At 36.2% G+C, this 24,977-nt stretch carries 21 protein-coding genes; 4 read left to right on the top strand and 17 right to left on the bottom strand.

All coding sequences use genetic code 11. The features are described from left to right. Positions 1 to 86: 86 nt before the first annotated feature. The 15 genes from NSQ77_RS13940 to NSQ77_RS13870 all read right to left on the bottom strand — a co-directional run bounded on the left by NSQ77_RS13940 (position 87) and on the right by NSQ77_RS13870 (position 15,489). The gene (locus NSQ77_RS13940) at positions 87 to 1,094 is read right to left on the bottom strand and encodes a 2-hydroxyacid dehydrogenase (protein WP_339226643.1); all 1,008 of its coding nucleotides are present in this window, start codon (positions 1,092 to 1,094) and stop codon (positions 87 to 89) included. 27 nt (positions 1,095 to 1,121) lie between these two features. Continuing rightward, on the bottom strand, positions 1,122 to 2,180 hold the full coding sequence (locus NSQ77_RS13935) for a zinc-binding dehydrogenase (protein ID WP_339226642.1): 1,059 nt from the start codon (positions 2,178 to 2,180) through the stop codon (positions 1,122 to 1,124). A gap of 24 nt (positions 2,181 to 2,204) precedes the next feature. Beyond that, a complete protein-coding gene (locus NSQ77_RS13930; RefSeq protein WP_339226641.1) occupies positions 2,205 to 3,248 on the bottom strand; it encodes a PTS glucitol/sorbitol transporter subunit IIB in 1,044 nt (347 codons plus the stop codon). 26 nt (positions 3,249 to 3,274) lie between these two features. Further along, the gene (locus NSQ77_RS13925) at positions 3,275 to 3,817 is read right to left on the bottom strand and encodes a PTS glucitol/sorbitol transporter subunit IIC (RefSeq protein WP_339226640.1); all 543 of its coding nucleotides are present in this window, start codon (positions 3,815 to 3,817) and stop codon (positions 3,275 to 3,277) included. Positions 3,818 to 3,905: 88 nt separating this feature from the next. Further along, the gene (locus NSQ77_RS13920) at positions 3,906 to 4,262 is read right to left on the bottom strand and encodes a PTS glucitol/sorbitol transporter subunit IIA (protein ID WP_339226639.1); all 357 of its coding nucleotides are present in this window, start codon (positions 4,260 to 4,262) and stop codon (positions 3,906 to 3,908) included. Positions 4,263 to 4,352: 90 nt separating this feature from the next. Further along, complete coding sequence (locus NSQ77_RS13915) at positions 4,353 to 5,612, bottom strand: SAF domain-containing protein (RefSeq protein WP_339226638.1); 1,260 nt, start codon at positions 5,610 to 5,612, stop codon at positions 4,353 to 4,355. Between the two features lie 370 nt (positions 5,613 to 5,982). Then, on the bottom strand, positions 5,983 to 7,305 hold the full coding sequence (gene fucP, locus NSQ77_RS13910; RefSeq protein WP_339226637.1) for an L-fucose:H+ symporter permease: 1,323 nt from the start codon (positions 7,303 to 7,305) through the stop codon (positions 5,983 to 5,985). A gap of 16 nt (positions 7,306 to 7,321) precedes the next feature. Continuing rightward, a complete protein-coding gene (rbsK, locus tag NSQ77_RS13905; RefSeq protein WP_339226636.1) occupies positions 7,322 to 8,245 on the bottom strand; it encodes a ribokinase in 924 nt (307 codons plus the stop codon). A gap of 23 nt (positions 8,246 to 8,268) precedes the next feature. After that, positions 8,269 to 8,880: an SIS domain-containing protein gene (locus tag NSQ77_RS13900; protein WP_339226635.1), complete on the bottom strand. Its 612-nt coding sequence runs from the start codon at positions 8,878 to 8,880 to the stop codon at positions 8,269 to 8,271. Positions 8,881 to 9,233: 353 nt separating this feature from the next. Next, on the bottom strand, positions 9,234 to 10,244 hold the full coding sequence (locus NSQ77_RS13895) for a LacI family DNA-binding transcriptional regulator (RefSeq protein WP_339226634.1): 1,011 nt from the start codon (positions 10,242 to 10,244) through the stop codon (positions 9,234 to 9,236). A gap of 31 nt (positions 10,245 to 10,275) precedes the next feature. Beyond that, complete coding sequence (locus NSQ77_RS13890) at positions 10,276 to 10,686, bottom strand: RbsD/FucU family protein (RefSeq protein WP_339226633.1); 411 nt, start codon at positions 10,684 to 10,686, stop codon at positions 10,276 to 10,278. 344 nt (positions 10,687 to 11,030) lie between these two features. After that, the gene (locus NSQ77_RS13885) at positions 11,031 to 12,563 is read right to left on the bottom strand and encodes a BCCT family transporter (protein ID WP_339226632.1); all 1,533 of its coding nucleotides are present in this window, start codon (positions 12,561 to 12,563) and stop codon (positions 11,031 to 11,033) included. A gap of 357 nt (positions 12,564 to 12,920) precedes the next feature. After that, positions 12,921 to 13,913, bottom strand: coding sequence for an NAD(P)/FAD-dependent oxidoreductase (locus NSQ77_RS13880; protein ID WP_339226631.1), 993 nt, complete (start codon positions 13,911 to 13,913; stop codon positions 12,921 to 12,923). 33 nt (positions 13,914 to 13,946) lie between these two features. Continuing rightward, entirely contained in the window at positions 13,947 to 14,192 is a 246-nt protein-coding gene (locus NSQ77_RS13875; RefSeq protein ID WP_339226630.1) for a ferredoxin family protein, read from the bottom strand. Positions 14,193 to 14,340: 148 nt separating this feature from the next. After that, the gene (locus NSQ77_RS13870; RefSeq protein ID WP_339226629.1) at positions 14,341 to 15,489 is read right to left on the bottom strand and encodes an aromatic ring-hydroxylating dioxygenase subunit alpha; all 1,149 of its coding nucleotides are present in this window, start codon (positions 15,487 to 15,489) and stop codon (positions 14,341 to 14,343) included. 716 nt (positions 15,490 to 16,205) lie between these two features. Here NSQ77_RS13870 and NSQ77_RS13865 point away from each other — a divergent pair. Together NSQ77_RS13865 and NSQ77_RS13860 are read left to right on the top strand one after the other, a co-directional pair. Continuing rightward, the gene (locus NSQ77_RS13865; protein WP_339226628.1) at positions 16,206 to 16,568 is read left to right on the top strand and encodes a helix-turn-helix domain-containing protein; all 363 of its coding nucleotides are present in this window, start codon (positions 16,206 to 16,208) and stop codon (positions 16,566 to 16,568) included. Positions 16,569 to 17,145: 577 nt separating this feature from the next. After that, positions 17,146 to 19,575 (top strand): FAD-dependent oxidoreductase, encoded by a 2,430-nt coding sequence (locus tag NSQ77_RS13860; protein WP_339226627.1) that lies wholly within the window; start codon positions 17,146 to 17,148, stop codon positions 19,573 to 19,575. 227 nt (positions 19,576 to 19,802) lie between these two features. Here the strand turns inward: NSQ77_RS13860 and NSQ77_RS13855 are convergent, their stop codons facing one another. Both NSQ77_RS13855 and NSQ77_RS13850 read right to left on the bottom strand, forming a co-directional pair. Then, positions 19,803 to 20,492 carry a TetR/AcrR family transcriptional regulator gene (locus NSQ77_RS13855; protein ID WP_339226626.1) on the bottom strand — a complete coding sequence of 230 codons (690 nt, stop codon included), beginning with the start codon at positions 20,490 to 20,492 and terminating at the stop codon, positions 19,803 to 19,805. Positions 20,493 to 20,599: 107 nt separating this feature from the next. Beyond that, a complete protein-coding gene (locus NSQ77_RS13850) occupies positions 20,600 to 21,517 on the bottom strand; it encodes a LysR family transcriptional regulator (protein WP_339226625.1) in 918 nt (305 codons plus the stop codon). Between the two features lie 224 nt (positions 21,518 to 21,741). Between NSQ77_RS13850 and NSQ77_RS13845 the strand changes: the two genes are divergently transcribed. Together NSQ77_RS13845 and NSQ77_RS13840 are read left to right on the top strand one after the other, a co-directional pair. Beyond that, entirely contained in the window at positions 21,742 to 23,100 is a 1,359-nt protein-coding gene (locus NSQ77_RS13845; RefSeq protein WP_339226624.1) for an MFS transporter, read from the top strand. A gap of 80 nt (positions 23,101 to 23,180) precedes the next feature. Beyond that, entirely contained in the window at positions 23,181 to 24,581 is a 1,401-nt protein-coding gene (locus tag NSQ77_RS13840; protein WP_339226623.1) for an MFS transporter, read from the top strand. Positions 24,582 to 24,977 lie beyond the last annotated feature (396 nt).

The following is a 24,977-nucleotide window of genomic DNA, read 5'->3' as shown; positions in this document are numbered from 1 at the left end:
TCTGAATGATGTTATTTATTTGATAGAATTAACTGGGAATGAAGCTCAATGGATGAAAAACTTTACATTTCATCCATTGTTTTGGATTAATGAACTTTCAATCCTAAAACTTCGATAATATGTTCACTTAATATCATTGGTGAATTAGCAAAGTTACCTATTGTTGAGCCTGCGATATGTGGTGTAATCGTAATGTTATCCAAGCTGTTGTATGGATGTTCGCTTGGCAATGGTTCAACATTATAAACGTCTACGGCAGCGCCAGCAATCTTTTTCTCGCGTAAAGCTTCCGCTAAATCCTGTTCATTAACTAATCCAGAACGTGCCGTATTAATAAACACCGCATTATTTTTCATGATGCTAAAATGTTTTTTGTTAATCATATTCTTCGTTTTTTCGGTTAAACGATAGTGCATCGAAAGGATGTCCGCTTTCTTTACTAATTCTTCCAGTGTTTCAACTTGTGTATCTGGGGTATCACCTTGATAATATTCATCAAAGAATAGAATTTTACTGCCAAAAGGGCGAAGTAATTCGGCAACTCGACGACCGATTGCACCATATCCAATCAAACCGACTGTTGATTCTTTTAGTTCAGGGGCAAGCACACCATTTGGATAATACTTTTCCCATACACCGTTCCTTAATTTATAGTTAGCTCTAGCAATATTACGGATTTCACTTAGAATCATACCTACAGCAAACTCGGATACACTTGTAGTGCTGCGCCCTGGTGTATTCAAAACCGTAATGCCTTTTGATTCAGCATATTCCCTATTCACATTTTCAATGCCCGCCCGAAGGACACCTAATACTTTTAAGTTTTTGCTTTGATCAATGACTGCTTTTCCAATTGGTGCAAACTGAGTTATGATAATATCATAATCTCCTAACCCTTCTGTAAGTTCAGCCGGAAGTGCAATTGCTTCACTGCCTTCATATTCTAATTTAATATTATCCTTTTGCAATGCTTCCAAATCTTTATGCTTCCATTCTTTGACGGTAATATCAATACCTAACTCTTTTAAACTAATAAGACCGTCTTCCATCATTTGTTTATCTATAAATAAATCGGCTATTGCTAAACACTTCATTTTTTCACCCTCCGATTATCTTTTTGGTTATGCATGCAGCAAAACAGAAATACGATAATTCCCACTTGTACTTGCTTTTTCATAGGCCTCTTGAATTCTGGATAATGGAACCTCTTCTTCTATTAAAGGACTTACATCAATTCGGCGTTCACTTAGCATTTTAGCTGCATTATTGAAATCCTCGAGACTTGATCCATACGTACCAATAAGCTCACATTGCTTATAATGAATTTCATTGGAATCTACATTTAATTCCGGTGCTGGATAACCCGCTGCAAACAAAAGAACCTTCCCTTCATCATCTTTGATCATATTCAAAGCTTGTTCATTTGCAGAAGAAGTGCCGACTGCAACAATCACGATATCTGCACCACTGCCATTTGTTCTTTTTCTTACTTCCTCCACGGGATCTGTTTTACCAGCATCGATTAATTCCAAGTCCATTTGTTTAATTTTCTCTACTTTTTTTGGATTACGTTCAGATACAATAACCTTTGCCCCCATTGCTTGAGCAGCTGCTGCGTTAAGCAGCCCCATTGTACCGCCACCAATAACTACGACAGTATCAAATCCGGAGTTGATCCGGAGTTTGCGTATTCCTTTTAATACCGAGGACAATGGTTCAACAAATCCTGCCTCAGATGCAGATAAATCATCACTGACTTTCACAACGCTTTTTGATTTTCGAATAAAATAATTTGCAAACCCAAAAACACCAAAGTATTGATCAGAATAGTTTTTCCCAAATTGTTTTATGTTTTGGCAGGAAGTGATATCACCTTTCTTACATTTTTCACAATCCCCGCAGTAGTCATATAACACACTGACACGCTCTCCAATCTCTAAAGAGCTGCTTACTTTTTCTCCCTTAGCAATAATTATCCCTGAGCATTCATGACCACCAGCCATGGGGTATCCTTGATGTTCACGCTTTCCTTGCCACTGTTGATAATCGGTTGTACAAATATTACATGCTTCCTGTTTAATCAGCACTTCATCGTCCTTTAAATCAGACAGCCTTCCTTCTCTTACTTCCGCTTTTCCTGATTCTAGAAGAACTCCAAATCGGAATGAGTCTGGCAGCATTTTATTTCTCCTTTCATTACTTTTCTATAATGCAAACGACATAAAGTAAGCAATTACAACTGCGAGTGGTCCAGTAATTACTCTGGAGAAAAGAATCGCTGGTGCTCCAACACTGATTGTTTCAGGCTTTGCTTCACCTAACGTTAATCCAACCGGAATAAAGTCTGTACCAACCTGCGCATTAATTGCAAATAATGCAGGAAGAGCAATACTCATATCAATGTTACCGTTTGCAATTTCATTCCCAACTAATGTACCGATAATCGCACCAATAACAGCCCCTGGCGCAAGCAGTGGTGACAGGAATGGGAGAGCCGTGATAACACCTAAGATAATTAGTCCACCAATATTATTAGAAAGTGGCACAAATACATTTGCTAATAATTCTCCAATACCTGTATAGTTGATAATCCCGATTAAAGTCGCAACGAACGCCATAAATGGGATTATGTTTTTAATGATTGTATCGATGGTATCACGACCTGCCTGGTACATAATATTCATAAAGCTCCCTGCACCCTTGGCTATCTTGTCGATTATCCCCATGACACCTTTATTTTTCTCATTTTCATTGTTTGCACTGTTATCTTCTGCTGGTTCAGCTGCAGCTGCTGCAGATTCTTTAATTTTTTCGACATTTTTTGTTTCGGCTTCATCCGCTTCTGTTTTTATTGCTGCAGCAATGGTAGTTTCACTATCTAGAAGCTTAACATCACCTACAGTTACACCAGAGGCAAAAATATCCTCCGTCATAAATTTTGCAAGTGGTCCAGATGGACTCATTACTTTAACGTTAACAGTAGGTATTCTTAGCCTTGGATACGTCCCACACCGTGCTGTCCCACCACAATCAATAACTGCCACCAATGTTTGCTCTTTGGCCACTGGATTTTTAAATGAGTCAACTACCTCAGCACCTGCAACTCTTGCAATCTCTCTTGCAACCGGATGGATCCCTCCTCCAGTAACACTGATGACATATTTTTTTTCATCGGTCGGTGTTAATTCTAATGGTCCACCCCAGCCATTTTTTCCTTTGGACACTATTACCGTCTTATGGTTTGCCATAAGATTTCCCCCTCTGCGTTTCTACTTTATTTCTCGTTAAGGATCCGCTCATAACCTTGTTTTTTAAACATATAAGCACTGATTCGTTCAGTTACAAGACCTCTCATTAAAATAACAAGTAAACCAGTTAGTAAAAACATAAGCCCTAATTGCGCCTGACTGCCTCCTGCCGTTGCATATCCTGTTGCTACTCCAAGCCAGATAAATAGTTCGGCGGAGTTTGCATGTGGGAAAAGGCCGGTAATTGGATGCACGAATGATACCGCAGAATCATAGAATGCTGGTTTATATTTTTCTGGCATGAAACGTCCAACTGTATAACACATTGGATTTGTGAAGAAGAAAACAGCGATAAGCGGAACAATGGTGTAGCGCAATAAAGCATACTTCGTAATCCTTTGCAGGAACCGATTTATTTTCTCTTCCCCAATCATTTTTGTTACCGCATTAACTGCTGTGATTAATGTGACTAACAATGGTATAATCCCCGTCATATAACCCATGAATACTTCTGCACCCGCCTGGAACATTCCAATAAAGCCATCAGCAATAGCTATCATAAAATCCATATTAATTCCATCCTCTCTTAATAACGTAATATAGAGGGAAATGCCTTTTAAGAGGTTGTTAAACCCGCACTATAAGGGCGTATCCGCATTATTTCACTTCAATTGAATCACCAATATTTAACTCTGGAAAATCACTTGGTGTTACTAATACAGCCCCTGGTAAGATTTCTTCCGTTTCATCGTCTTTAAAATAGATTGAAACGTGACCAAGGCTTTCAAAGTTGGGATTTGCTTCCTCCCCGACTTTTTGTATCGTATATTCTTTGTCGCCAATTACAAGTGTTGTACCTTGCTGCAGTGCATTTTCAGGTTGTTCTTCAAAACGGTGGATTACTGAAATATCTTTCAATTCAAGGGGTGCTGTTTCATTAAAAAGCACTAATAAGCTTTCTTCTTTAAAATCTGGTACAAGTGCTCCAATTTCAAGTACTTTTGTTTTCATCATAGATTTCTCCTCCTATTATCTGTTGACTTGTTATTTAATCATTTCCTGACATCGACTAGCCAATATTGAGTTCATCCAGGCAATCGCAATCTATTTAACTCGAAACATATGATCCTGCAAAGCTCTTAATTTCCAAACTGTTGTTGAAGGGTCAAGCTCTACATCATCATGTGTTAAAAATTGCCCTTCTTTAATATCCTTTTTAACTACAACTTTACCGCTAATTAGACCAATAGGGATATGACCATTCACCTCCATATCCTGATGTGTTTCCAGGACTCCTCTAACAGAATAACCACCAATGCCATCCAGAGTTTCGCCTGCTTTAATATCTCGTTTTGCAACCGTTACAGTTTCAGAGATTGGTGCTCCTAGCGGATGAATAGAAGTATCATGATGCAGGACAGCTTTCGCAATTGTAACTGGTGTTTCTAAACTAGCTAAATGATATGGACGATATAATGTATAATGATTTCCATGACTTTTATCTACTTTTAATAAATAGCGAAGTTCTTCATCAACAGGCTCTAAGTCACTTTTTACGATTACGAACACACCTGGTGCTAAACCGTTAACATATTCTACTACACCTAAGCTGTTCAAAACGCCGCCGTTTTCCTTTAAGTCCAGTTTTTGTGCAACATCGTCCAGCGTAGCGTCCACACCATGCATTCCTACTTTATCTGGCACTAAACCGATTGCATTACTTAATAAGTTCATTTCAGCCATCGTTTTGGTTCCATCCTGGAATGCCGCTAACATATGCGGACTCATGTTTTTAGCCTTTGCCTCTGCTGCTGCAGTATCTGGGTTAGCAGTTGTCTTCAATGCATTGTTTTTCCCCTTACCAGCAACAACAACTTCCATTCCCATCGTTTTGGCAAATTCATATAATTCAACGATTGCAGCTGGCTCATCTCCAGCAGATCCTGAATATACTAATCCAGCATTTTTAAATAATGAATTCATATAGGAACCTATTGTTATATCAACCTCTACATTCAGTAATACAAGATGTTTTCTTGAGTTTAATGCTTCTAATGAAATGTTTGCTCCAACTTCAGGTACTCCAGTAGCATCTACAACTACTTCCACATTCGAGGACTGGATTACTTCTCGGTAATCAGTAGATACCAATGTATTCACTTTTTTATTTTCCTGAGATTGATAATAATCAACCGCTTTTTGAGCTCTTTCAACGTTAACGTCTGAAACGCCACCAACAATCATTCCTGGAATACGGGATATTTGTGTGATAAGACCAAATCCCATTTGGCCGGCACCTATAACCCCTACTTTGATTGGATTATTTTCTCGTTCTCTTAATTGAAGTTCATGATAAATTGACATTATAAATCCTCCTCGGAATCTTCTGAAATAAAAGCGCATACAAGATAAGTTTGCTTAAATAATAGATTATTTCTTATTAACAATTGTTACAGATTGTAAATAAAGTTAAATTTTATAACATATGTTACAATATGTGTCGTTTGTTAGAATACGCTTTCATTATAGAGTGGAAAAATTAGATTGTCAACTACATATTATGTTGATTTTTGCAGATAATTGTAAGTTTATACAAAATTGACTGTGATAAAGATTAAATTAAAATATAATAAATTCACTATTCTTGGTTAATGAATTACGTGTCATTGACTATTTAATGTAACTGAAAAAAGAGCTGTCAGTATGTCATACTAACAGCTCAAACCCATTATAATTAAGCAATTTTAGACTCTTCTTTTACATGACTATCATTTTTATTTTCACTCAAGAAATAAATGGCCAGATATAGGAAGAATAGCATCGGGATAATAAATGATAACTGTAAGGAACCAAACATGTCAGAGAAAAATCCTTGAACTACCGGACCTACAGCTCCGCCGATAATCGCCATAACCAGTATTGCACCTGCTGTTTCACGGTATTTGTCATCAACTGTTTCCAACGTTCTGCCATAAATCGTTGGCCAGCAAGGCCCAAATAAAACGCTTACAAAGATAGCACCGTACACAGCAGTCATATTCGGTACAAACGCTGTATAAGTTAATGCAGCTACCCCAATAATACCGTATATTGTTAACACAAATGTAGGTTTGAATTTAGTCATTAGAACATTTGCGATTAATCTGCCAACAAAAAATGCGACAAAGCTATATATCATAAAATTAGAAGCAAAGCGTTCATTAATATTTGGGTTAATTTCCAGTGCTAACCGAATAGTGAAAGACCATACAGTTGTTTGTAATGCCATATAAATAAATTGTGCCAGAATCCCTTTTTTGAATGGGTTGTTCTTCGAAAGATACTTTAAAGTTTCCCCTAGATTAACTTTGTTTTTTACATTTTTTGATGTTTCAGGTTTTGTTTTTGGAAATTTAACAAAAAGGAACATGAGCAGCACAACCAGTAAAATAATCAAAATAAATTGATAAGGGACTAATGTACGCTGCAGCATCTCCTGACTGAATACCTCAGCTTCTGCTGGAGTCATCCCTGCTAGTTGTGATTCGAGACTAGCTCCGTCTGTGAACACAAAATACTTACCAAGTATGATTCCAACGATATTACCAATTGGGTTAAATAATTGAGATAAGTTGATGCGTCTTGTAGCACTTTCTTTTGGCCCCAACATAGTGGCGTACGTATTAGCAGACGTTTCTAAGAAACTCAAACCAATTGCAATACCAAATATAGCTACTAGAAACATTCCGTAGGTTGCCATATTTGAAGCAGGAAAGAATAAATAACATCCTATAATGTAAAGCAGCAGCCCAATGATGATTGCCACACGATAGCTTGTCTTTTTAATAACCGTTGCAGCTGGGATTGCTATTAAAAAATATCCCCCGTAAAAAGCACTTTGTACAAATGCTGTAGCAAAATCACTTAATTCAAAGACTACTTTAAACTGAGTTATTAAAATTTCATTTAAGCTTGCGGCTGCACCCCAAAGTGGAAATAGCAAGGTGACTAATATAAACTGTAAAATCGGTACGCGGTTTAAATATCCATCAGAGTACTGAATTAGTTTCTTTTTCATTATATTTCCCTCCCGCTTATTGTTGTGGAACTAACAATTGTTCATTTACTTCTTTAATCTCTGGCAAAGAAGGCTGTGCACCAAGTTTTGTAACTGTTATTGCTGAGGCAGCAACTGCTATATTTAAGGTTTGTTCAATCTCCATACCTTTTGATAAGCCGTAAGCGAAGCTGCCAATAAATGAATCACCAGCTGCAGTAGTGTCGACTGCTTTCACACGATGTGCTTCCACATATTTGAATTGGTCTTGATTTTTAAAAATAACCCCTTTATCTCCCAACGTGATAATGACATTCTTATAACCTTGCTCAAGCAATATCTCTGCAGCTTGTTCTGCTGTTTCCAGACCATTTACCTCAATATTGCTTAAAAGGCTTGCTTCTGTTTCATTAGGAACAAAGTAATCAATTTTGCTTCTATATTCAGGTTTTATTAATTGAGCTGGTGCTGGGTTTAGAATAATTGTTTTTCCATGTTTATTTGCAAGATCAATAGACTTATAAACTGTTTTCATTGGAATTTCCAATTGCAAGACTATAATATCTGAATCCATGATTACGTTTTCATTTTTTTCAATATCTCGCTCTGAAAGTTTTAAATTAGCTCCAGGTACTACAACAATACGATTGTTTCCGTTATAATCAATTTGGATATTGCCGACTCCGCTGCTTGTTTGAGAATCGAATAATACTGACTGATGATTAACATTATTTTTATCCAATGATTCAATATGTTCTTTGCCGAAGTCATCCTCCCCTAACTTACCTATCATTGTCACATCTCCACCTAGTCTTGCCGCAGCTACCGCCTGGTTTGCTCCTTTACCACCCGTAAAGCGATTAAACGATTTTCCAATTACTGTTTCACCTTCCACTGGAACTTTTAATGTCTGCACTACTAAATCTGTCATAAAGCTGCCGATAATTAGTATCTTTTTCATATGTCATGTCCCTCTCGCTTCTATTATTGTCGGATTAAACCTGCTTGCATTAATTGTTTTCCTAAACTTCCGCCTGGATGAAATAATCCGAAATCCTCTTTATTAAAGCCTTTCATTTGTGAAACTGTAATCGCTAAAGCATCTCCAACTACTAATGTTGCCGTTGAACTATTTGTAGGTGCAAGATTGTGTGGATCCGCTTCGCCTTTTACATTAACTTCTATAGCCACATCACTAGCTTCTGCTAAGGTAGATTCGTTATTTCCAGTAATTGATATTAAGCTTGCACCAATCATTTTTATAGAAGGAAGTGTACTTAATACTTCCTTTGTTTCTCCACTATTTGAAATAGCTATCACAACATCATTTTTTTCGATCATTCCCAGATCCCCATGAATAGCTTCTGTTGCTTGAACAAAAAACGATGGTGTCCCAGTACTTGCAAATGTCGCTGCTAACTTTCTTCCTATATGTCCGGATTTTCCAACACCAAGGAATATTATTTTTCCTTTACAATAAAATATTTTTTCTACTGCTTTCACATATGCATAATCAATATTATCTTTTATTTCGATTATGGATTTAATTTCTGACTCCATTACTTCACTAAGCATATCGGTAATATTTATATTCATGATCATTCTCCTCTTTAGTTATAAATTATTATAGTAATCGATTACTGCTAAATGATAATTAACATTTAATTACTTAAAAATAGTTTTTCTTAAAGTGATCATTTTCTATATTGAAGGCTCACTAGAACTGTATAGTATGCTTTTCCACTTTATAGTAATCGATTACTATTATATTAAACCATTCTAACTTTCCAGCCTGCCTGAAATGGATTTTACTTTGTTATAGTAATCGATTTCTATAACCTTGGATTTAACCTTTAGCTACTAAAATAGAATGACTTTTATTGTAGCAAAGGAGGCAACCGCTTACACTTTTTGTTGGAAAAGGTTACAGTAATAACCTTTAAATCAAATTAGATTTCTCTTACCGAGTTTCCTTCTATGAGTATACTATCAACAATCACATTTTTTGATTCTTGTTTGTTTATTAGTTGTGATAATAATATTTCAGCAACTTTTTCACCTATATAACTAGTATCCTGTTCAATACAAGTGATCTGTGTATCGAAAAATTCGTGATTTTCCATTTCGCCAAAAGATACTAATGAGATATCTTCTGGAATCTTAATACTATGCTCTTTGAATGCAAACATAGCACCTTTTGTCATTAAGTTATTACAGCTAAACAAAGCGGTCGGTAATTCATTATTATTTTCTAGAAAATGGGTAAATATTTCATATGCTTGCTTTTCTTCAAAATCACCGTTTAATATCCATTTCTTTTCAGTGGTTATACCATGATCATTCATAGCTCTTTTAAAACCTTCAAGTCGCTCTTTACCAGTGCTGGTATTTAATTTCCCAGTAATAATTCCTATATTTCTATGGCCTTTTTTAATTAAGTACTCTGTTAAATTGTACGCTTCTTTAAAGTTATTTGTTCCAACATACGAAATAGGCACATTACTTACTTTTCTATCAACTAATACTATTGGTACATTTTTCTCGATAAGCTCATTTAAATTTGTTTTTTCACTATCACTTGGAGATATTGCAATCGCATCAATTTGTTGACTGAGCAGCAACCGAATAATTTCTTCTTCTTTCTCAACAGATTCATCTGTACTGCAAGTTATTAAGCTGTATCCTTCTTTAAAAAGATGATTATCAATTTCCTTGGCTATACTAACATAGTATGAATTTTTAATATCTGCCACAATAATTGCAACCAAATTTGATTTGTTTGACCTTAAACTTTTGGCAACTAAATTTGGTTCATAATTTAATTCTTCAATTGCATTTAATACCTTCTTTTTAGTTTCAATGTTTACAGGATAGTTATCATTCAGTACCCTGGAAACAGTTGCAGTTGAAACCCCAGTATATTTAGCAATATCTTTCATTGTGACATTTTTAGACTCCACCAAAATCATCCTTTACAAATCATAAAAGTTACTATCTTACTCCTACAGTAAGAAGAATGTTTGCAAAAGTACGAATTTCTCCTGTGTTAATTCCAAGAATTATATTCTTTGCCTGAGCTGCTTCATAAAACTCGTAACGATTCAACTTCTGCAATTCATCAACATTCAGTATATCATGAAACTCTTTAAATATCCCAGGTTCTTCACCTTTTTCTGGATCCATTACTTCTGCCTTCTCGAAATTTACCGTACTATTTAAAGTATTTAGTACATCCGTTGCTGTTGGTAAATTTGGTTTTAAACCAAGAAAGACTTTTGTTGTATTGTCGTTTGTACAAGAATTCAGTGGATAATTTCCATCTGCTATTAGGATTTTATCTCCATGTCCACAAGAAGCCAAAACTTCCAATATTTTAGGATGGATGCAATCTGTAATTAACAATATCTATTTCCTCCTTTATATAGTAATCGATTACTATCATTATCATAAACCGCTTACATAAATTAGTCAAGATTGGTCTTGACTTAAAATGCTTGGACTTTTAATACGTATTTGGTGTTGCAGAAATGCCAATTATCCTCCCCTTTTCAGCGCAAAAAAAACTCCCCCTTAAGCAACTTTCTACCTTTGCTCAAGAGGAGTATATCAGCAAAACTTTTATGCATTCCCTTAATATTATTCTATATATATACCGGAAACACCGACTAATAATTGCTCTCATCTGAAAGCGCTTCCAATAATGGTGATAACGTTACTTGCAGCCTTTTGTACGGATACCAAATATGTTAGATAACCTTATTCTTTCTTTTTTGTATTTTTTTCACCTTTGTACTTTTATGTTCTTCTTTTAGTGATTTCGTTAGTGATATTGCCATGAAAATAATAATAAATATGAACGGGAAAGCAGCAATAATGGATGCCATTTGCAGCGCTTCTAACCCGCCTGACCATAATAAAATGGCAGCAATAGCTGATTGAATGACTCCCCAAGTAATTTTAATTGTATTTGGAGGGTTTAACATTCCATTGGTTGTTTGCATCGCAAGTACAAAGGTTGCTGAATCAGCTGATGTGATAAAAAATGTTCCAATTAAAATAATTGCGATGACTGACAGAAATGTACTCCATGGAAAGTGTGATAACATGGAAAACAATGCAACTTCATAGCCATTTTGTTCTATAACTTGGCTTAAACCAATATTCTTAAACTCTTCTAAATAAATACCTGAGCCGCCTAGGATTGATATCCATAATGCAGAAAAAATAGTTGGAACAGCTAGTACACCGATAATAAATTCACGTATGGTTCTTCCTCGGGACACACGAGCAATAAATGTTCCCACAAAAGGCGCCCATGCAATCCACCATCCCCAATAAAAAATGGTCCATCCTTGGATCCAAGAGCTGCCATCATTATTAAATGGCGACAATCTCAAACTCATTTCTGGAAGGTTTTGGACATAAGAACCTAATGTAGTGGTGAAAAGGTTAAGTAAAAAATTAGTTGGGCCTGCAAAGAGCAGAAAAGTCATTAATAAGACTGCTATTATAATATTGGTGTTACTCAAATATTGAATACCACGGTTAATGCCCGAAGCAGCCGAAGCTACAAATAATAAGGTGACAACTGCAATTATGATAAATTGAACTGCGAAAGTATTGGGAATGTTGCTGTTTAATTGGGATATGCCACCGTTAATTTGAATAGCGCCAAGCCCTAAAGAAGTAGCCACACCAAAAATTGTTGCAAAGACAGCGGTTATATCAATTGTTTTTCCTATGGGGCCTTTTACTTTATCTCCTAATATAGGATAGAAAGTAGCACTGATCGTTCCTGGAGCATCTTTTCGGAATTTAAAATATGCTAGTGCTAAAGCGATGATAGTAAAAACTCCCCAGGGATGCAATCCCCAATGAAACGTTGAATACTGGAGTGCAAGACTGGCCGAAGTATCGGTTCCTCCCTCTCCGATTGGAGGATTTATATAATGTGAGACAGGTTCGGCTACTCCCCAGAAAACAAGTCCAATCCCCATTCCTGCACTAAATAACATAGCAAACCAGCTGATTATATTATACTCCGGTTCTTCATCGTCTTTACCAAGCTTGATATCACCATACCGGGAAAATATTAGATAGATCGCAAGAATCAGAAAGAGGCTCGTTGAAATAAGGTAAAACCACCCAAATTGAGTTTGAAGAAATCCTTGTATTACGTTTGTTATGAATGCGAGGCTTTCAGGTGCAAAGCCTCCCCATATAACAAATAGAACAGCAATTATAACCGAAACTGTAAAAACACTTGTAACCTTTCTCATTAAATTCACCTTCTTTAAATTTTTTGTAAAATGGAGTGCAATCTTAAAGCGGGCATAAGCGAATTGGAAATAATCATTCTAATATATCATCATAGATATTTTCCGTTTTGGGGAAGGGTACGGATATCGCCAGTTCAAATGCTTAGAATTATTTTGCCATTTCATCCATTTATTGCAGGTAAGCTACTTGGCCTTATTTTTAACTTACCTGCAATAATTCCACTACAAGTACAAAATTATTTCATTAAGTGGCTAACACGGGATAATTCTCTTACTAGATTGTTAATCAAATTGCTGATGACACTCTATGCTAATCGGACTGGTTATGAAGCAATTTAATGTTAGCATTTTCATTAATTAAGCAAATAAGCTTGTACTATGAAGTGGTTGGACGCGGACCCTCGGATCTATATATGCTTTTGCGTTATTAATTGCGGTTGGGCCTTCACCGAATCCAACTGCGATTAATTTTACTTTACCTGGATAGGTGGTAATATCACCTGCTGCATAGATGCCAGGTATATTTGTTTCCATTTTTGTATTAACAACAATGCTGTTTTTTTCAATTTGCAATCCCCAATTTTTGATTGGACCTAGTGTAGATACGAAACCATAGTTACATAATAATGAATCAATTTCTAATTCCATTTCCTTTTCACCTTTAACTTCTTGCAATAATACTTTTTCTGCTTTCTTTTCTCCAATTATTTTTGTTGGGACATATGGTGTTAAAATTTCAACACTGGAAGACATTAATAATTGGACACTGTGCTCATGCGCTCTAAATGTGTCACGGCGATGGACAAGAGTAACTTTTTTTGCAATTGGCTCAAGCATAAGTGCCCAGTCAACCGCTGAATCTCCACCACCAAACAACATTACATGCTGATCTTTAAATCGATTCATATCGTTTACATAATAATGCAAGTTCTCACCTTCAAATTGATCGCATTTTCCAACGTTTAATCGACGCGGTTGAAACGCTCCATTTCCAGCTGTAATAATAATGGTTTTTGTATAATGAACTTCTTTATTAGAAGTTAACTTAAAGGTTTGGTCTTCCAGCCGTTCAAGTTTGACAATTTCTTGATCTAAAGCAATTGTTGGCTCGAACATTTTTGCTTGCTCTGCCAAATTGTCCACTAATTCTTGAGCACGTACTTTTGGAAAGCCTGCAATATCATATATATATTTTTCAGGATACAATGTGGAAAGCTGCCCACCAAGTTGTGGCAGGCTTTCGATTATTTTTACACTAGCTTGGCGCAATCCGCCATAGAAAGCAGTAAACAAACCTACCGGACCGCCACCTAGGATTGTTATATCATATATTTCTGTGTCTCCCTTCAACCAAATCCCTCCTCCAATTGACCTGCTAATCTATTATATATCTACCTTTTCAAAGAATTTTCGATTCAATTGAATGTATTCATTTTCTTCCTCTGGAACTTCATCCTCCATATATATTGCCTCTGCTGGACATACTGTTTGACAGGCACCGCAATCAATACATATATTCGGATCGATATAAAACATAGCTTCTCCCTCTTCTATACAATCGACCGGGCAAACTTCTATGCATTCTCCTGCTTTTTCATTTTGGCAAGGTGACGTAATTACATAAGCCAAGTTAATGTCTCCTCTCCTTTTCATAAAATAAAAACTTTCTTTCACTTAACGTTAGTTAGAAATTCCCTGATGTTTTATGGTGGCAGAAGATGGTCCTGCCACCATAAAAGTCCCAAGTTCTCCATGGAGAGTAAAGTAAAATAATATATTATGAAGATGACATGCCAATTGAATCCAGTACGAAATTATAAAATTTGGTAACGTGATTTTCTAGAGGAACTAAAACTCCTCCATTTTTAAATGCCTTTGAGTTCATATTTTCGTGACACCACCTGCAAGCAGCGAAATCCTGTTCATTTACACGATGGAATAGTTCAACTGCATCCATTGGATCAAAGTCGGATTTTGCCATTTCTTCTGGGTCGAACAGCCAATCGCAAATAACAATAGATCTATCTGCACTTACTGGATAAATTCGATGTGTGATCACATGATCTGGCGTTAAATTAATGAATACATGCGGGACAATTGTCATGCCATAGTATAAACGGTCATCCTCCGGAAGCAAGCCTTTTAGCATTGGCCTGCTGCCTTTGCCGCTTATTGAGAAATACTCTACCCCATCTTTAAAAGAGGCCCCTGCCCCGACTGTATTTTGTGTACCAACCCCTGAACGAAATTCAGGTAAAGCTTCTGTTAATTCAGGGTGAATGGAGGAACAATGGTAACATTCCTGAAAATTTTCCACAATAATCTTCCAGTTTGCCTTTACATCATACGTTTTAGAATGGGCAACCCTTAGATCAGGAATTTGATATCTGCCAAATGTTTCGAGGTTACCTAATCTCTCCATTATTTGTTGATTCAGCAATGGTTCTGCTGGTTCTGGATTTTCTGAGAAGTTTATCCAAATCAGTCCATTCCATACCTCGAGATTAACCTTTTCTAAACCATAGTCATCATTGTTAATTAATTGTTCACGGCATTCATTTGCATTTGGCACCCCAGCCAAGGAGCCATTTAGTCCATAAGTCCAGGAATGATATGGACAACGCAAGGCCTTCGTTGTACCAGATGCTTCACTGCAAAGCGTTGCGCCGCGGTGTCGGCAAACATTTAAAAATGCACGCAGCACATTGTCTTTCCCCCTAATAATCAGGACATTTTCATCATTGATTCTGGTTGTGATGTACTGTCCATGCTCTGCAACGTCATATTCATACCCAACAAAAAGCCATGATTCTGAGAAAATATTCTTTTTTTCCAATTCAAAAACATCCGGGGACGTATATAATTCTCCTTTTAACGTAGGTTGCAGCTCCCCTTTATTCTTTAAAACATTTTGATTCGCAGCCATCTATTACTCCTCCTTTATGAGCTTTTATATATTTATAAAGTCAAACCTTACTTCTTCCCGCCTTTACGCGTTATAGCCCATCTCATAATTAAAAAGCGGGGGTAAAATAGTCCTTGAACGCTTATAAAACCCGTTGATTAAAAAAATTGAATAGACATATAAATTGCTAAGGTGCTGCATATTCCCTGTAATACCTAATAACAGCTAATGCAGTAAATTTCTTGTCAAGTATTGTGGGCTAATGTAATTATTTGCTGTTTTACATAACCCATTAATGAAAGCGAATACATTTTGTGTAACAAGTCCAACTTCATCCATCAATTCCAGCACTGATACAGATAAATTTCTTTTTCTTTAGCTCCCCGCATCACACCCTTCTGCTATTTTTCCAAATTATAAGATACAAATTTCTAAAAAAAAAGAAGGGATTTTTTATACAGAATTTGCTAAATGTAATAGTATCAAAAATTGCACTATTAAAGAAAACCATTATTATTTTGCTGGTACGTCCACTTTAGAAGTGCCGAATCTTTACGGTTTTCTCTTTTTCGGACACTCATCCACTTTATGATTAGGTATGACAATGAAAGCCTTAAAGTTTACACAATTCGCATCCCTGTTTCTGAATATTCCATTTTTTTAAATTGCAACTGGATAATTTTTGTTATATATTGAAAATGCTTACAATAAAATTATGAAGGAGAAGATTAAACAAAATGGGGAAGCTAAGTAATAGGAAATTTAGTCGGGGCAAAGAATTGACTATCTCTATCATTAGCGGCAAATGGAAAATGCTTATCATGTGGTATCTTGATAAAGAAGGTACCAAAAGGTTTGGCGAACTTAAAAACCTGATCCCTGAAATAACGCCAAGAATGCTCGCTAGTCAATTGAGAGAGCTTGAAGAAGACCTTATCGTCTATCGTGAAGTCCATCCTGTTTCTCCCCCAAAAGTAGAATATTCACTAACCGAAATTGGGGAAAGCCTCATGCCAATCGTTGACTCAATGTATGAATGGAGTGAAAAGCATATGGGGAATTTTATGGAAAGGCTGGAAGGATCAAAATCCTCTAAGTAAACAAATGGGATCCCACTTGCTTTTGAACAAAAATTGACTCATCTCTCTGTTATGTTTTTTGAAAATTTAAATAATATTCTTAGAATTATGTGCTTCTCTTACCATATGCTAAATCTAATTCTAAGTATACCTTGCTTGCATAAGTTTACTTGATCTCCATATATCCTCGAATAAGTTAGATTCTTTTCTCTAACTTATTCGAGGATTTTTCTATGCTGTTTTTAAGTGCTTTAGTTTTAACAGCCCGTCCACAGATAATCATCAAATATTCTTTACATTAGGAAAAATAGTAAAATTATCAAAAATACTATTTACAATAGCTGATGTTGGTGTTATCGTAATTAATAAATAATCATGATTATTTACATGACGAATGTTGCATAAATCTTAAAAGAGTTACTGACTATTGTAAACGTATTGAGATTTGCTATGTCATAATTGACAGCGATTACAATCCATATATCTAAAAGATTTAATGCTCCTAACAAAACAACAGTGGATATGAACATAGAACATCGAAAATTTTGGTACACAAGAATAGGTTAAATTATTATCTAGAGAAATGGGGATGATGACTATGGATCAAAAAAAGATTGTGATCATAGGTGCCGGTGTCGTTGGATGCAGTACTGCATATTACTTAAACAAAATGGGGCAACAAGATATAACAGTCATTGAACAAGGGCCACTATTCGAAACAGGAGGATCAACCTCTCACGCTCCTGGTCTTGTGGCACAGCTTAATTCTTCAAAATTGCTTACGGAGTTAGCTTCACAAACAGTTGAGGCCTTTACAAAATTAAGTGACAAAGAACAGCCTTCTTATTATCCAGTGGGCAGTTTAGAGCTGGCTAATACACAAGAACGTCTGGATGAATTAAAACGAAAGGCAGGATTAGGGAAATCATGGGGAATGGAAGCTCAAATTCTTTCACCAGAGGAATCTAAGGAGAAGTGTTCCTTCATAAATCCAGATGCTATTTTAGGCTCACTGCATGTACCAACAGATGGAATTGCTAAGCCTCTGAGAGCCATAAACATAATGACTGATTTTTCTAAATCCTGCGGCACCAACTTTCATGGTAACACTGAGGTAACTGGGATTAATGTGGTAGATGGTCAGGTCAAAGCAGTAGAGACAAGCATTGGAAATTTTGAAGCAGACTTGGTAATTTGCTGTGCTGGGTTTTGGGGACCACGAATTGGAGAAATGGTAGGACATACTATCCCACTTCAGCCTATTGCACATCAGTATATATTTTCAAATGATTTACTTGAATTAGCTGGAGAATCTGAGGAAGTAACCGCTCCAATTATCAGAGATTCAGATAATGCAATGTATTACCGTCAATTGTTTAACAGTGTAGGTATTGGTTCTTATCAGCATGAAACATTGCCTGTTGAGGTAGATGAGATTGCGAGATTTGGAGAAACGAAGGAAATGCCATCTATTAAGCCATTTACACCCGAGCATTTTTATGGTAAGCCATGGCAAGATGCGCAAAACCTAGTGCCTGGACTAAAACAAGCTGGAGTAAAAAGAGGAATAAACGGAATCTTCTCGTTTACACCAGATGGAATGCCTATATTAGGGGAGTCAGAAAAAGTACGCGGGTTTTGGACAGCAGAAGCGGTTTGGGTAACACACTCTGCGGGGGTCGGTAAACAAATGGCTGAGTGGATTGTAAATGGTGCACCAACCCTTGATCTGGAGCTGTGTGATATGAATCGTTTTGAGTCATATGCTTTAAGCCCTGCTTATTATAAAAAACGCTCATTGGAAACTTATGAAAAGGTTTACGCCATTCATCACCCATTTATGCCGCCAGAAACATCACGTAATATGCGTGTAAGTCCATACTACGCGCGCCAAACTACCTTAGGTGCTTATTTTAACGAAAAGTCAGGCTGGGAACAAGCACAATGGTATGATGCAAATCAATCATTAGTTGCAGACTATGAAGATACCATCCTGCAACGCCATGGCTGGGCAGCTCAATATTGGTCCCCAATAGTTGAGGCGGAACAATTGCATGCACGTCAATATGCGGGATTATTTGATGTGACATCAACGAAAAATCGTTTAGAGATTAGTGGTGAAGGTGCAATTGACTTTTTACAATCTCTAACAACCAGCAATATTGATGTTCCAGTAGGACAAGTAATCAGCACTTTAATGCTGCACGAGCTAGCGGGTGTTAAAGATGAGATAAAAATAATTCGTACTGGAAACTCAAAATTCTTTGTTCTATGTACAGGTGCAGTCGAGGCAAACTGGATAAAGAAACATTTATCAGCAACAGATCATGTGTTTATTCAGGATGTAACAGCAGGAACCTGTGGTCTTAGTGTGGTTGGTGCTAAGTCGGTTGAAATTATGAAATCGGTTGACCCTCATACATTCAATAGAATCAATTGGGAAATAGGCCAAGCTAAAGAGGTTTTTGTCAAAAATGTTCCTGTTCTCGCCCTATACGATTCTTATGCTGGAATTGAGGGCTGGGAGTTTTTCACTACATTAGACCTAGGGTTACAGTTATGGGATGTTATCATGGAATCCGGCAGTCCAAATAAGTTAATTGCTGCAGGAGACCGTGCTTTGGAAGGTCTTCGACTAGAATCTCATTCTTTAAGATATGGTGCGGATTACTGGAGTGAGCATGACCCTTATGAGGTAGGTATTGAACAATTAGTAGATCTGAATAAATCATATTTTATTGGTAAGGAATCTCTTCTTAATCGTAAAAAAAGGGGACCAAAACTGGTGTTAAAAAAGTTAGTTCTGGATAATCCGTCGATCGTTATGACGGGGCATGAGCCGGTATTGCATGAAAGTAAAGCAGTTGGGTTTGTAACCAGCGCAGGTTATGACTACAGTAAAGGAAGAGGAATATTATATGCATTTTTAAATCCGGATATAAATGATAAAACGCAATTAAGTATTGAATACTTTGGCCAGCCATACACAGCCAGTGTAATTAATAAATCCAGTGTATTAACAAAATAAGTTCAGGAAAATATTTATCTTAAAAAATAGCATTGCTACTGTTTAGGTTTTGGAGAATTGTAACTAGGTGAAAATGTGTGGCGGGCTGAGCTTTCAGCTCTGCACACCGCCTAGTTTCTCAATACGAAGTTTCCTGAATCATGTCAGACCTGTTTCTGGTACCACCTATATAACTGCAAAAGTTGGGCTTACCCTTAAATGAAAATTTTCTGTGCATGAAGTCAACATTACATGGAATATCCATTTATAGGTGTAGTATTGCGTATATGTTTAACAGTTATTTCAGTTGCTTGGCTGGCTGTATAAGTAGTCCGATTATTAATAAAAAGTGTTATCATTCCATGCCATATTAAACTATGGATCTCGGCAAGCTGTTCTGCTTGTACACCTTGAATATAGCCATCCCTTACACACTGATCAAGTGAGATTAATGTTCTTTTTGATTTATCAGGTTCTAAAAGCATAAGTTTAATATCATCATCACTTTCTAAGAATTGTACGATATCTGATGGTGAATAATCATAATATTTTTCCATGTTAATTGGATGTGTTCCAAGATTAGAAGAAAATACTGCATAATAGATTTTAGGCGACTCAAAAGAATATTTACAAAAGCATTCCCAAATAACAAAATATCTTTCCAAAGGATTTGTCGCTTTTTTAAGATATTCAGGCAAAGCAGTTGTATACCTTTTGACAATACTCATAGATGCAAAGAAAATTAAATGAGATAAGTCTTCAAAATAGTTATATATTGTTGCACTATTATATCCAGCTAAATCAGCGATTTTCCTTATCGTTACTTGATCAAAGCCTTCTTCTTCAATTATTTCAGCCGTAGCAGTAATAAAATAGTTCATCATTCGAGTGGTTTGCTTATCTTTGTTTATTTCTATCTGACTTTTCAAAAACAACACCTCTAGGTCATAATAATACAAGTGAATTGTGATAAGAGCTTATTACTCCGAAATTTGTTTGGCATTTATTTTGCTTTCTATATTATAACCCATATTCCGTATCGATTCTATACGGGGTACTTTTCATTATTGGAAACATTTAAAAATGGTTTCAATGTTATTAGAGAAGATTCACTACTGACTTGATTGATCGTATCAATAAATTTTTTCATTGTACTTGTTAAATAAGTATCTGCCTGTCTAATAAAAACGGTTGATATGTCACTATATTTTTTAGGTATAGGGTAACATTGAATAACTTCAGCCTCCTCTAAATGACTGACCGTTGAATGTGGAACTAGACTAATTCCCAGTCCAGCTGTAACACTTCCCAAGATGGTTTCCAATGTACCGAATTCCATAACCTTTGCATTTACTATCCCACCATCATATAACCAGTTTTCTAATCGCGCACGGTAACTGCACCCGGAATTAAAAACAAGCAGTGGTTTATGTTTTAAACTGTCATAGCTAATTCTTTTGCTGCCTGATATTAAAACTAATTCTTCTTGAAAAACCTCAATTTTTTCAATTTCAGGATGATTGCCGAATCCTGTAACAAAAGCACCATCCAGCTCACGTTTTAATACCTGATTAAGAAGGTCTTTAGAAACCCCGGTTTTCAAAGTTAAATCCACATTTGGATGATTGCTATGATAGGTAGATAAAATCATTGGCAGTTTCATGATGGTTTCCACTGTTCCAATCTCGAGAGTGCCGGAAGGATTGGCAGAATCCTGAAATTCCTTATTCATTTTTTCGATCAAGAATAATATTTTTTCGGTATAGACTAAAAGCCTTTTCCCTTCCGTATTTAATGTTGTTCCCCTACTATGACGATCGAATAATTGCGTTTTTAATTTTGATTCTAATGATTTAATTCTAGCTGTAACATGCGATTGAACATAACAAAGTTCATCTGCAGCTTTACTGATACTTCCATTTCGAGCAACACTTTGAAATATTAACAGATCTTTAATTTCCATGAGTGGCCTCCTCGATTTTTATTCCTTCAGTAGTAGAGATGGGAGCTATCTTTTTTAATCATTATACATGATTACGCTTTCATTTTATAATAAATTCTAATATTAAACAAGGTTTAAATAATTCTAAATTAATCAACAGAAAAGAGATCATACTTTCCTTAACAGAAATTTGAGTTACGGGTAAATTCTTAACTTTTTTAAAGTAAAAGTAAGGAGTTGAAAAGATGGCATCTGCAATAATAGAAAAAAACAAACAAACAGGGTTGAAAAAAATCATAGGTGGCTCTGCCTATGGAAATATGATTGAGTGGTTTGACTATGCCACATATGGTTATTTAGCTACAATCATTGCTTCTGTTTTCTTTGCACCTGGAAATGAATCTGCAGCTTTACTCAACACATTCGCAATATTTGCATTATCCTTCATTGTTAGACCAATTGGTGGTGTAGTCTGGGGATATTACGGTGACCGGATTGGAAGAAGAAAAGTATTAATTCTAACCATGTGTATGATGTCACTAGCAACTTTTACAATCGGGATTATTCCAAACTATGAAACTATCGGTGTGTTCGCCCCTGTTTTATTATTGTTATGTCGTATCATACAAGGTTTTTCTGCTTCAGGAGAATATGCAGGTGCTGCCCTCATGATTGCTGAGCATGCACCAGCGAAAAAAAGAGGACTAATGGTTAGTATGATACCAGCAAGTACTGCAGTAGGAATGCTTTTAGGAGCCGGTGTTGCTGCCATTTTGGAGTTCAGCTTGAATACCCAAGCTTTATACAGCTGGGGCTGGAGAATCCCTTTTTTAATGTCCTTGCCATTAGGATTAATTGGCTTATATATTCGCTTGAAAATGGAAGACTCACCTGTTTATAACGAAATGATAGAAAAGAAAGAAAAACTGGAGATTAAACAGCTTGGTATTATCGAAGGAATTCAAAAGAACTTTAAAAAAATATTAATTGCTATGGGTGTCATCTCTCTAAACGCTGTTGGCTTCTATATCATATTATCCTACATGCCAACCTACCTTACAACAGCCTTGGGTTTCGATCATTTGCAAAGCACGTTAACGACGATCGTTACTTTGCTCACATACATCTTCTTCTTACCAATTGTTGGTAGCCTAACCGATAGAGTTGGCAGAAAACCAGTCTTAATAACTGCTTGTATCTTCTTTATATTATTTACGTATTCGATTTTTTATTTAATGTCTATGGGAGGTATTTACACCATATTGTCATTAATTATTTTAGGTGCTATTCTTGCCTGCAATGATGGTGTATTAGCAACATTTTTATCTGAAATGTTCCCAACAGAAGTCCGGTACAGTGGATTTGCATTATCTTTTAATACTGGAAATGCACTTTTTGGTGGGACGGCACCCTATATCGCAACCTTTCTAATCGCTGCCACTGGTAACAACTTCGCCCCTGCTTTTTATTTGATGGCAGGCGCAATCATTGCATTGATCGCACTATTCAACACAACCGAAACGACCAACATTTCACTTTCCGATGTAAAAGGTGGCGAAGTGATGCTGGATGAATCTTCGGTGGATAAAAAGTCAGCTCGGTAAACGACCTTTGTGAAAGCGCATTCAAACAGGATGAGAATATTTTACTTGAGTTCATGCATTCCAAAAAGGAGAGTTTTACCATGGAAACAAGCTATAAAGGTAATAACAGAATGTTGACGGGGATTGTGTTTGGGGTTCTGACTTATTGGCTTTTCTCACAATCATTAATAAATGTAATGCCGGAAGTTCAGTTAGATATGGGAATTTCAATGGGACTTTTGAATACAGCAATTAGTTTATCCGGCTTATTTTCAGGCATGTTTATTGTAGCAGCTGGAGGAATTTCTGATCGAATTGGGCGAAAGAGGATTGCAAATATTGGGTTATTACTAAATATAATTGGTTCACTTTGTCTTGTGTTTGCACAGGAGGCGGTTCTCTTAATTATTGGGCGTGTGGTTCAAGGGTTCTCAGCTGCATGTATTTTGCCTGCGACGATTGCTTTGATAAAGGCCTATTTTGCCGGTCCTAATCGACAAAGAGCTTTGAGTTACTGGTCTTTTGGATCTTGGGGTGGCATAGGTGTTTGTTCATTTGCTGCCGGTTTAATTGCTACGTATTTGGGATGGCGTTGGATCTTTATTTTTTCCATCATTTTTACTTTGGTATCCATGCTTTTGATTAAAAATGTACCAGAGAGTAAGGCAGAACAAAGCAATTCATCAAAATTTGATTTTACTGGCTTTGTTATTTTTCTCCTAGTGATGGTCGCTTTAAATGTTGTCATTACACACGGAGATGGCTTCGGATGGACAAGTCCGATTTCTTTAACGTTGATGGCTGTCACTATCATAGGTGGTTGGATATTTATAAAAGTTGTAAAAGGAAAATCTAATGGATTTATCGATCTTTCTTTATTTGAAAATAAATATTTTACTGGGGCTACTGTGTCAAACTTTTTAATAAGTGCTGTAGCAGGAGCACTTATTGTTGCGAATACCTATGTCCAAATGGCAAGAGGATACAGTTCTTTTCAATCTGGGTTACTATCTGTTGGCTATTTAGTTGCTACATTAGTGACGATTCGTATCGGTGAAAAAGTATTACAACGAAGTGGTCCAAGAAAGCCAATGGTCTTAGCTTGCCTTTTAGTAATAGTTGGAATTATGTTAATGACCTTAACAATCTTACCAAATTCCATTTACTCCATAATTGTTTTTATTGGCTTTACCATGTATGGGATTGGACTTGGCCTTTACGCAACACCATCTACAGATACAGCAGTAGACAATGTTCCGGAGGCAAAGGCAGGAGAGGCAGCAGGTATTTATAAAATGTCTAGTACCCTTGGAAACTCATTCGGATTAGCGATATCTGTTACTGTTTATAGTGTTATTGAACAGTCTGTAAATATGGACTTAGCTGCAAGTATGGGATTGCTGACAAATGTTATTTTTGCTTTACTGGCTTTACTAGCTATAGTAGCTGCGATTCCAAAAAAGGTTGTCAAGAAATCCATAAAAGAGAGGAAGGCTTCTTGACCTGCACCTGAGTCGTGCACTTTAAAGGAAGATAATCGGAGAGTTAAGTGGAAAACGTCAACTAAATAACCTATGAGAAAAAGTCTTATTATAGGAAGAATCCATCTCCAATAAGTGCCCCCTCGTTTCCTTTTATTCATATTCATTATTAGCGATAGGTGCTATCTTTTTTAGTTATTATACTTGATGGCACTTTCACTTTATAATATAGCCTAACATCAATTATTTTTTAATTATTCTGAATTAACCTTTACATTTGTTAAGTTTTAGTAAGTGCCTTAGTTGTATTTTTACAAAAAAGGGAGTCTGTTATTGATCAAGCTATTACACGATTTATATTATTTTTAACATGAAATATCCTGCAATAAAGTAAACTTTATTCAGTTGGGTGATTCC

This window comes from Oceanobacillus sp. FSL K6-2867, from assembly GCF_037963145.1.
GTDB lineage: Bacteria > Bacillota > Bacilli > Bacillales > Amphibacillaceae > Oceanobacillus.
Note: the sequence above shows the minus strand (reverse complement) of the source record. Positions and strands in the feature narration are given on the sequence as shown.

Coding starts and splice junctions, on each gene's coding strand:
- NSQ77_RS13940 (WP_339226643.1), bottom strand. CDS start 1,094: ATGAAGTGTTTAGCAATAGCCGATTTATTTATAGATAAACAAATGATG.
- NSQ77_RS13935 (WP_339226642.1), bottom strand. CDS start 2,180: ATGCTGCCAGACTCATTCCGATTTGGAGTTCTTCTAGAATCAGGAAAA.
- NSQ77_RS13930 (WP_339226641.1), bottom strand. CDS start 3,248: ATGGCAAACCATAAGACGGTAATAGTGTCCAAAGGAAAAAATGGCTGG.
- NSQ77_RS13925 (WP_339226640.1), bottom strand. CDS start 3,817: ATGGATTTTATGATAGCTATTGCTGATGGCTTTATTGGAATGTTCCAG.
- NSQ77_RS13920 (WP_339226639.1), bottom strand. CDS start 4,262: ATGATGAAAACAAAAGTACTTGAAATTGGAGCACTTGTACCAGATTTT.
- NSQ77_RS13915 (WP_339226638.1), bottom strand. CDS start 5,612: ATGTCAATTTATCATGAACTTCAATTAAGAGAACGAGAAAATAATCCA.
- fucP (WP_339226637.1), bottom strand. CDS start 7,305: ATGAAAAAGAAACTAATTCAGTACTCTGATGGATATTTAAACCGCGTA.
- rbsK (WP_339226636.1), bottom strand. CDS start 8,245: ATGAAAAAGATACTAATTATCGGCAGCTTTATGACAGATTTAGTAGTG.
- NSQ77_RS13900 (WP_339226635.1), bottom strand. CDS start 8,880: ATGAATATAAATATTACCGATATGCTTAGTGAAGTAATGGAGTCAGAA.
- NSQ77_RS13885 (WP_339226632.1), bottom strand. CDS start 12,563: ATGAGAAAGGTTACAAGTGTTTTTACAGTTTCGGTTATAATTGCTGTT.
- NSQ77_RS13870 (WP_339226629.1), bottom strand. CDS start 15,489: ATGGCTGCGAATCAAAATGTTTTAAAGAATAAAGGGGAGCTGCAACCT.
- NSQ77_RS13865 (WP_339226628.1), top strand. CDS start 16,206: ATGGGGAAGCTAAGTAATAGGAAATTTAGTCGGGGCAAAGAATTGACT.
- NSQ77_RS13860 (WP_339226627.1), top strand. CDS start 17,146: ATGGATCAAAAAAAGATTGTGATCATAGGTGCCGGTGTCGTTGGATGC.
- NSQ77_RS13850 (WP_339226625.1), bottom strand. CDS start 21,517: ATGGAAATTAAAGATCTGTTAATATTTCAAAGTGTTGCTCGAAATGGA.
- NSQ77_RS13845 (WP_339226624.1), top strand. CDS start 21,742: ATGGCATCTGCAATAATAGAAAAAAACAAACAAACAGGGTTGAAAAAA.
- NSQ77_RS13840 (WP_339226623.1), top strand. CDS start 23,181: ATGGAAACAAGCTATAAAGGTAATAACAGAATGTTGACGGGGATTGTG.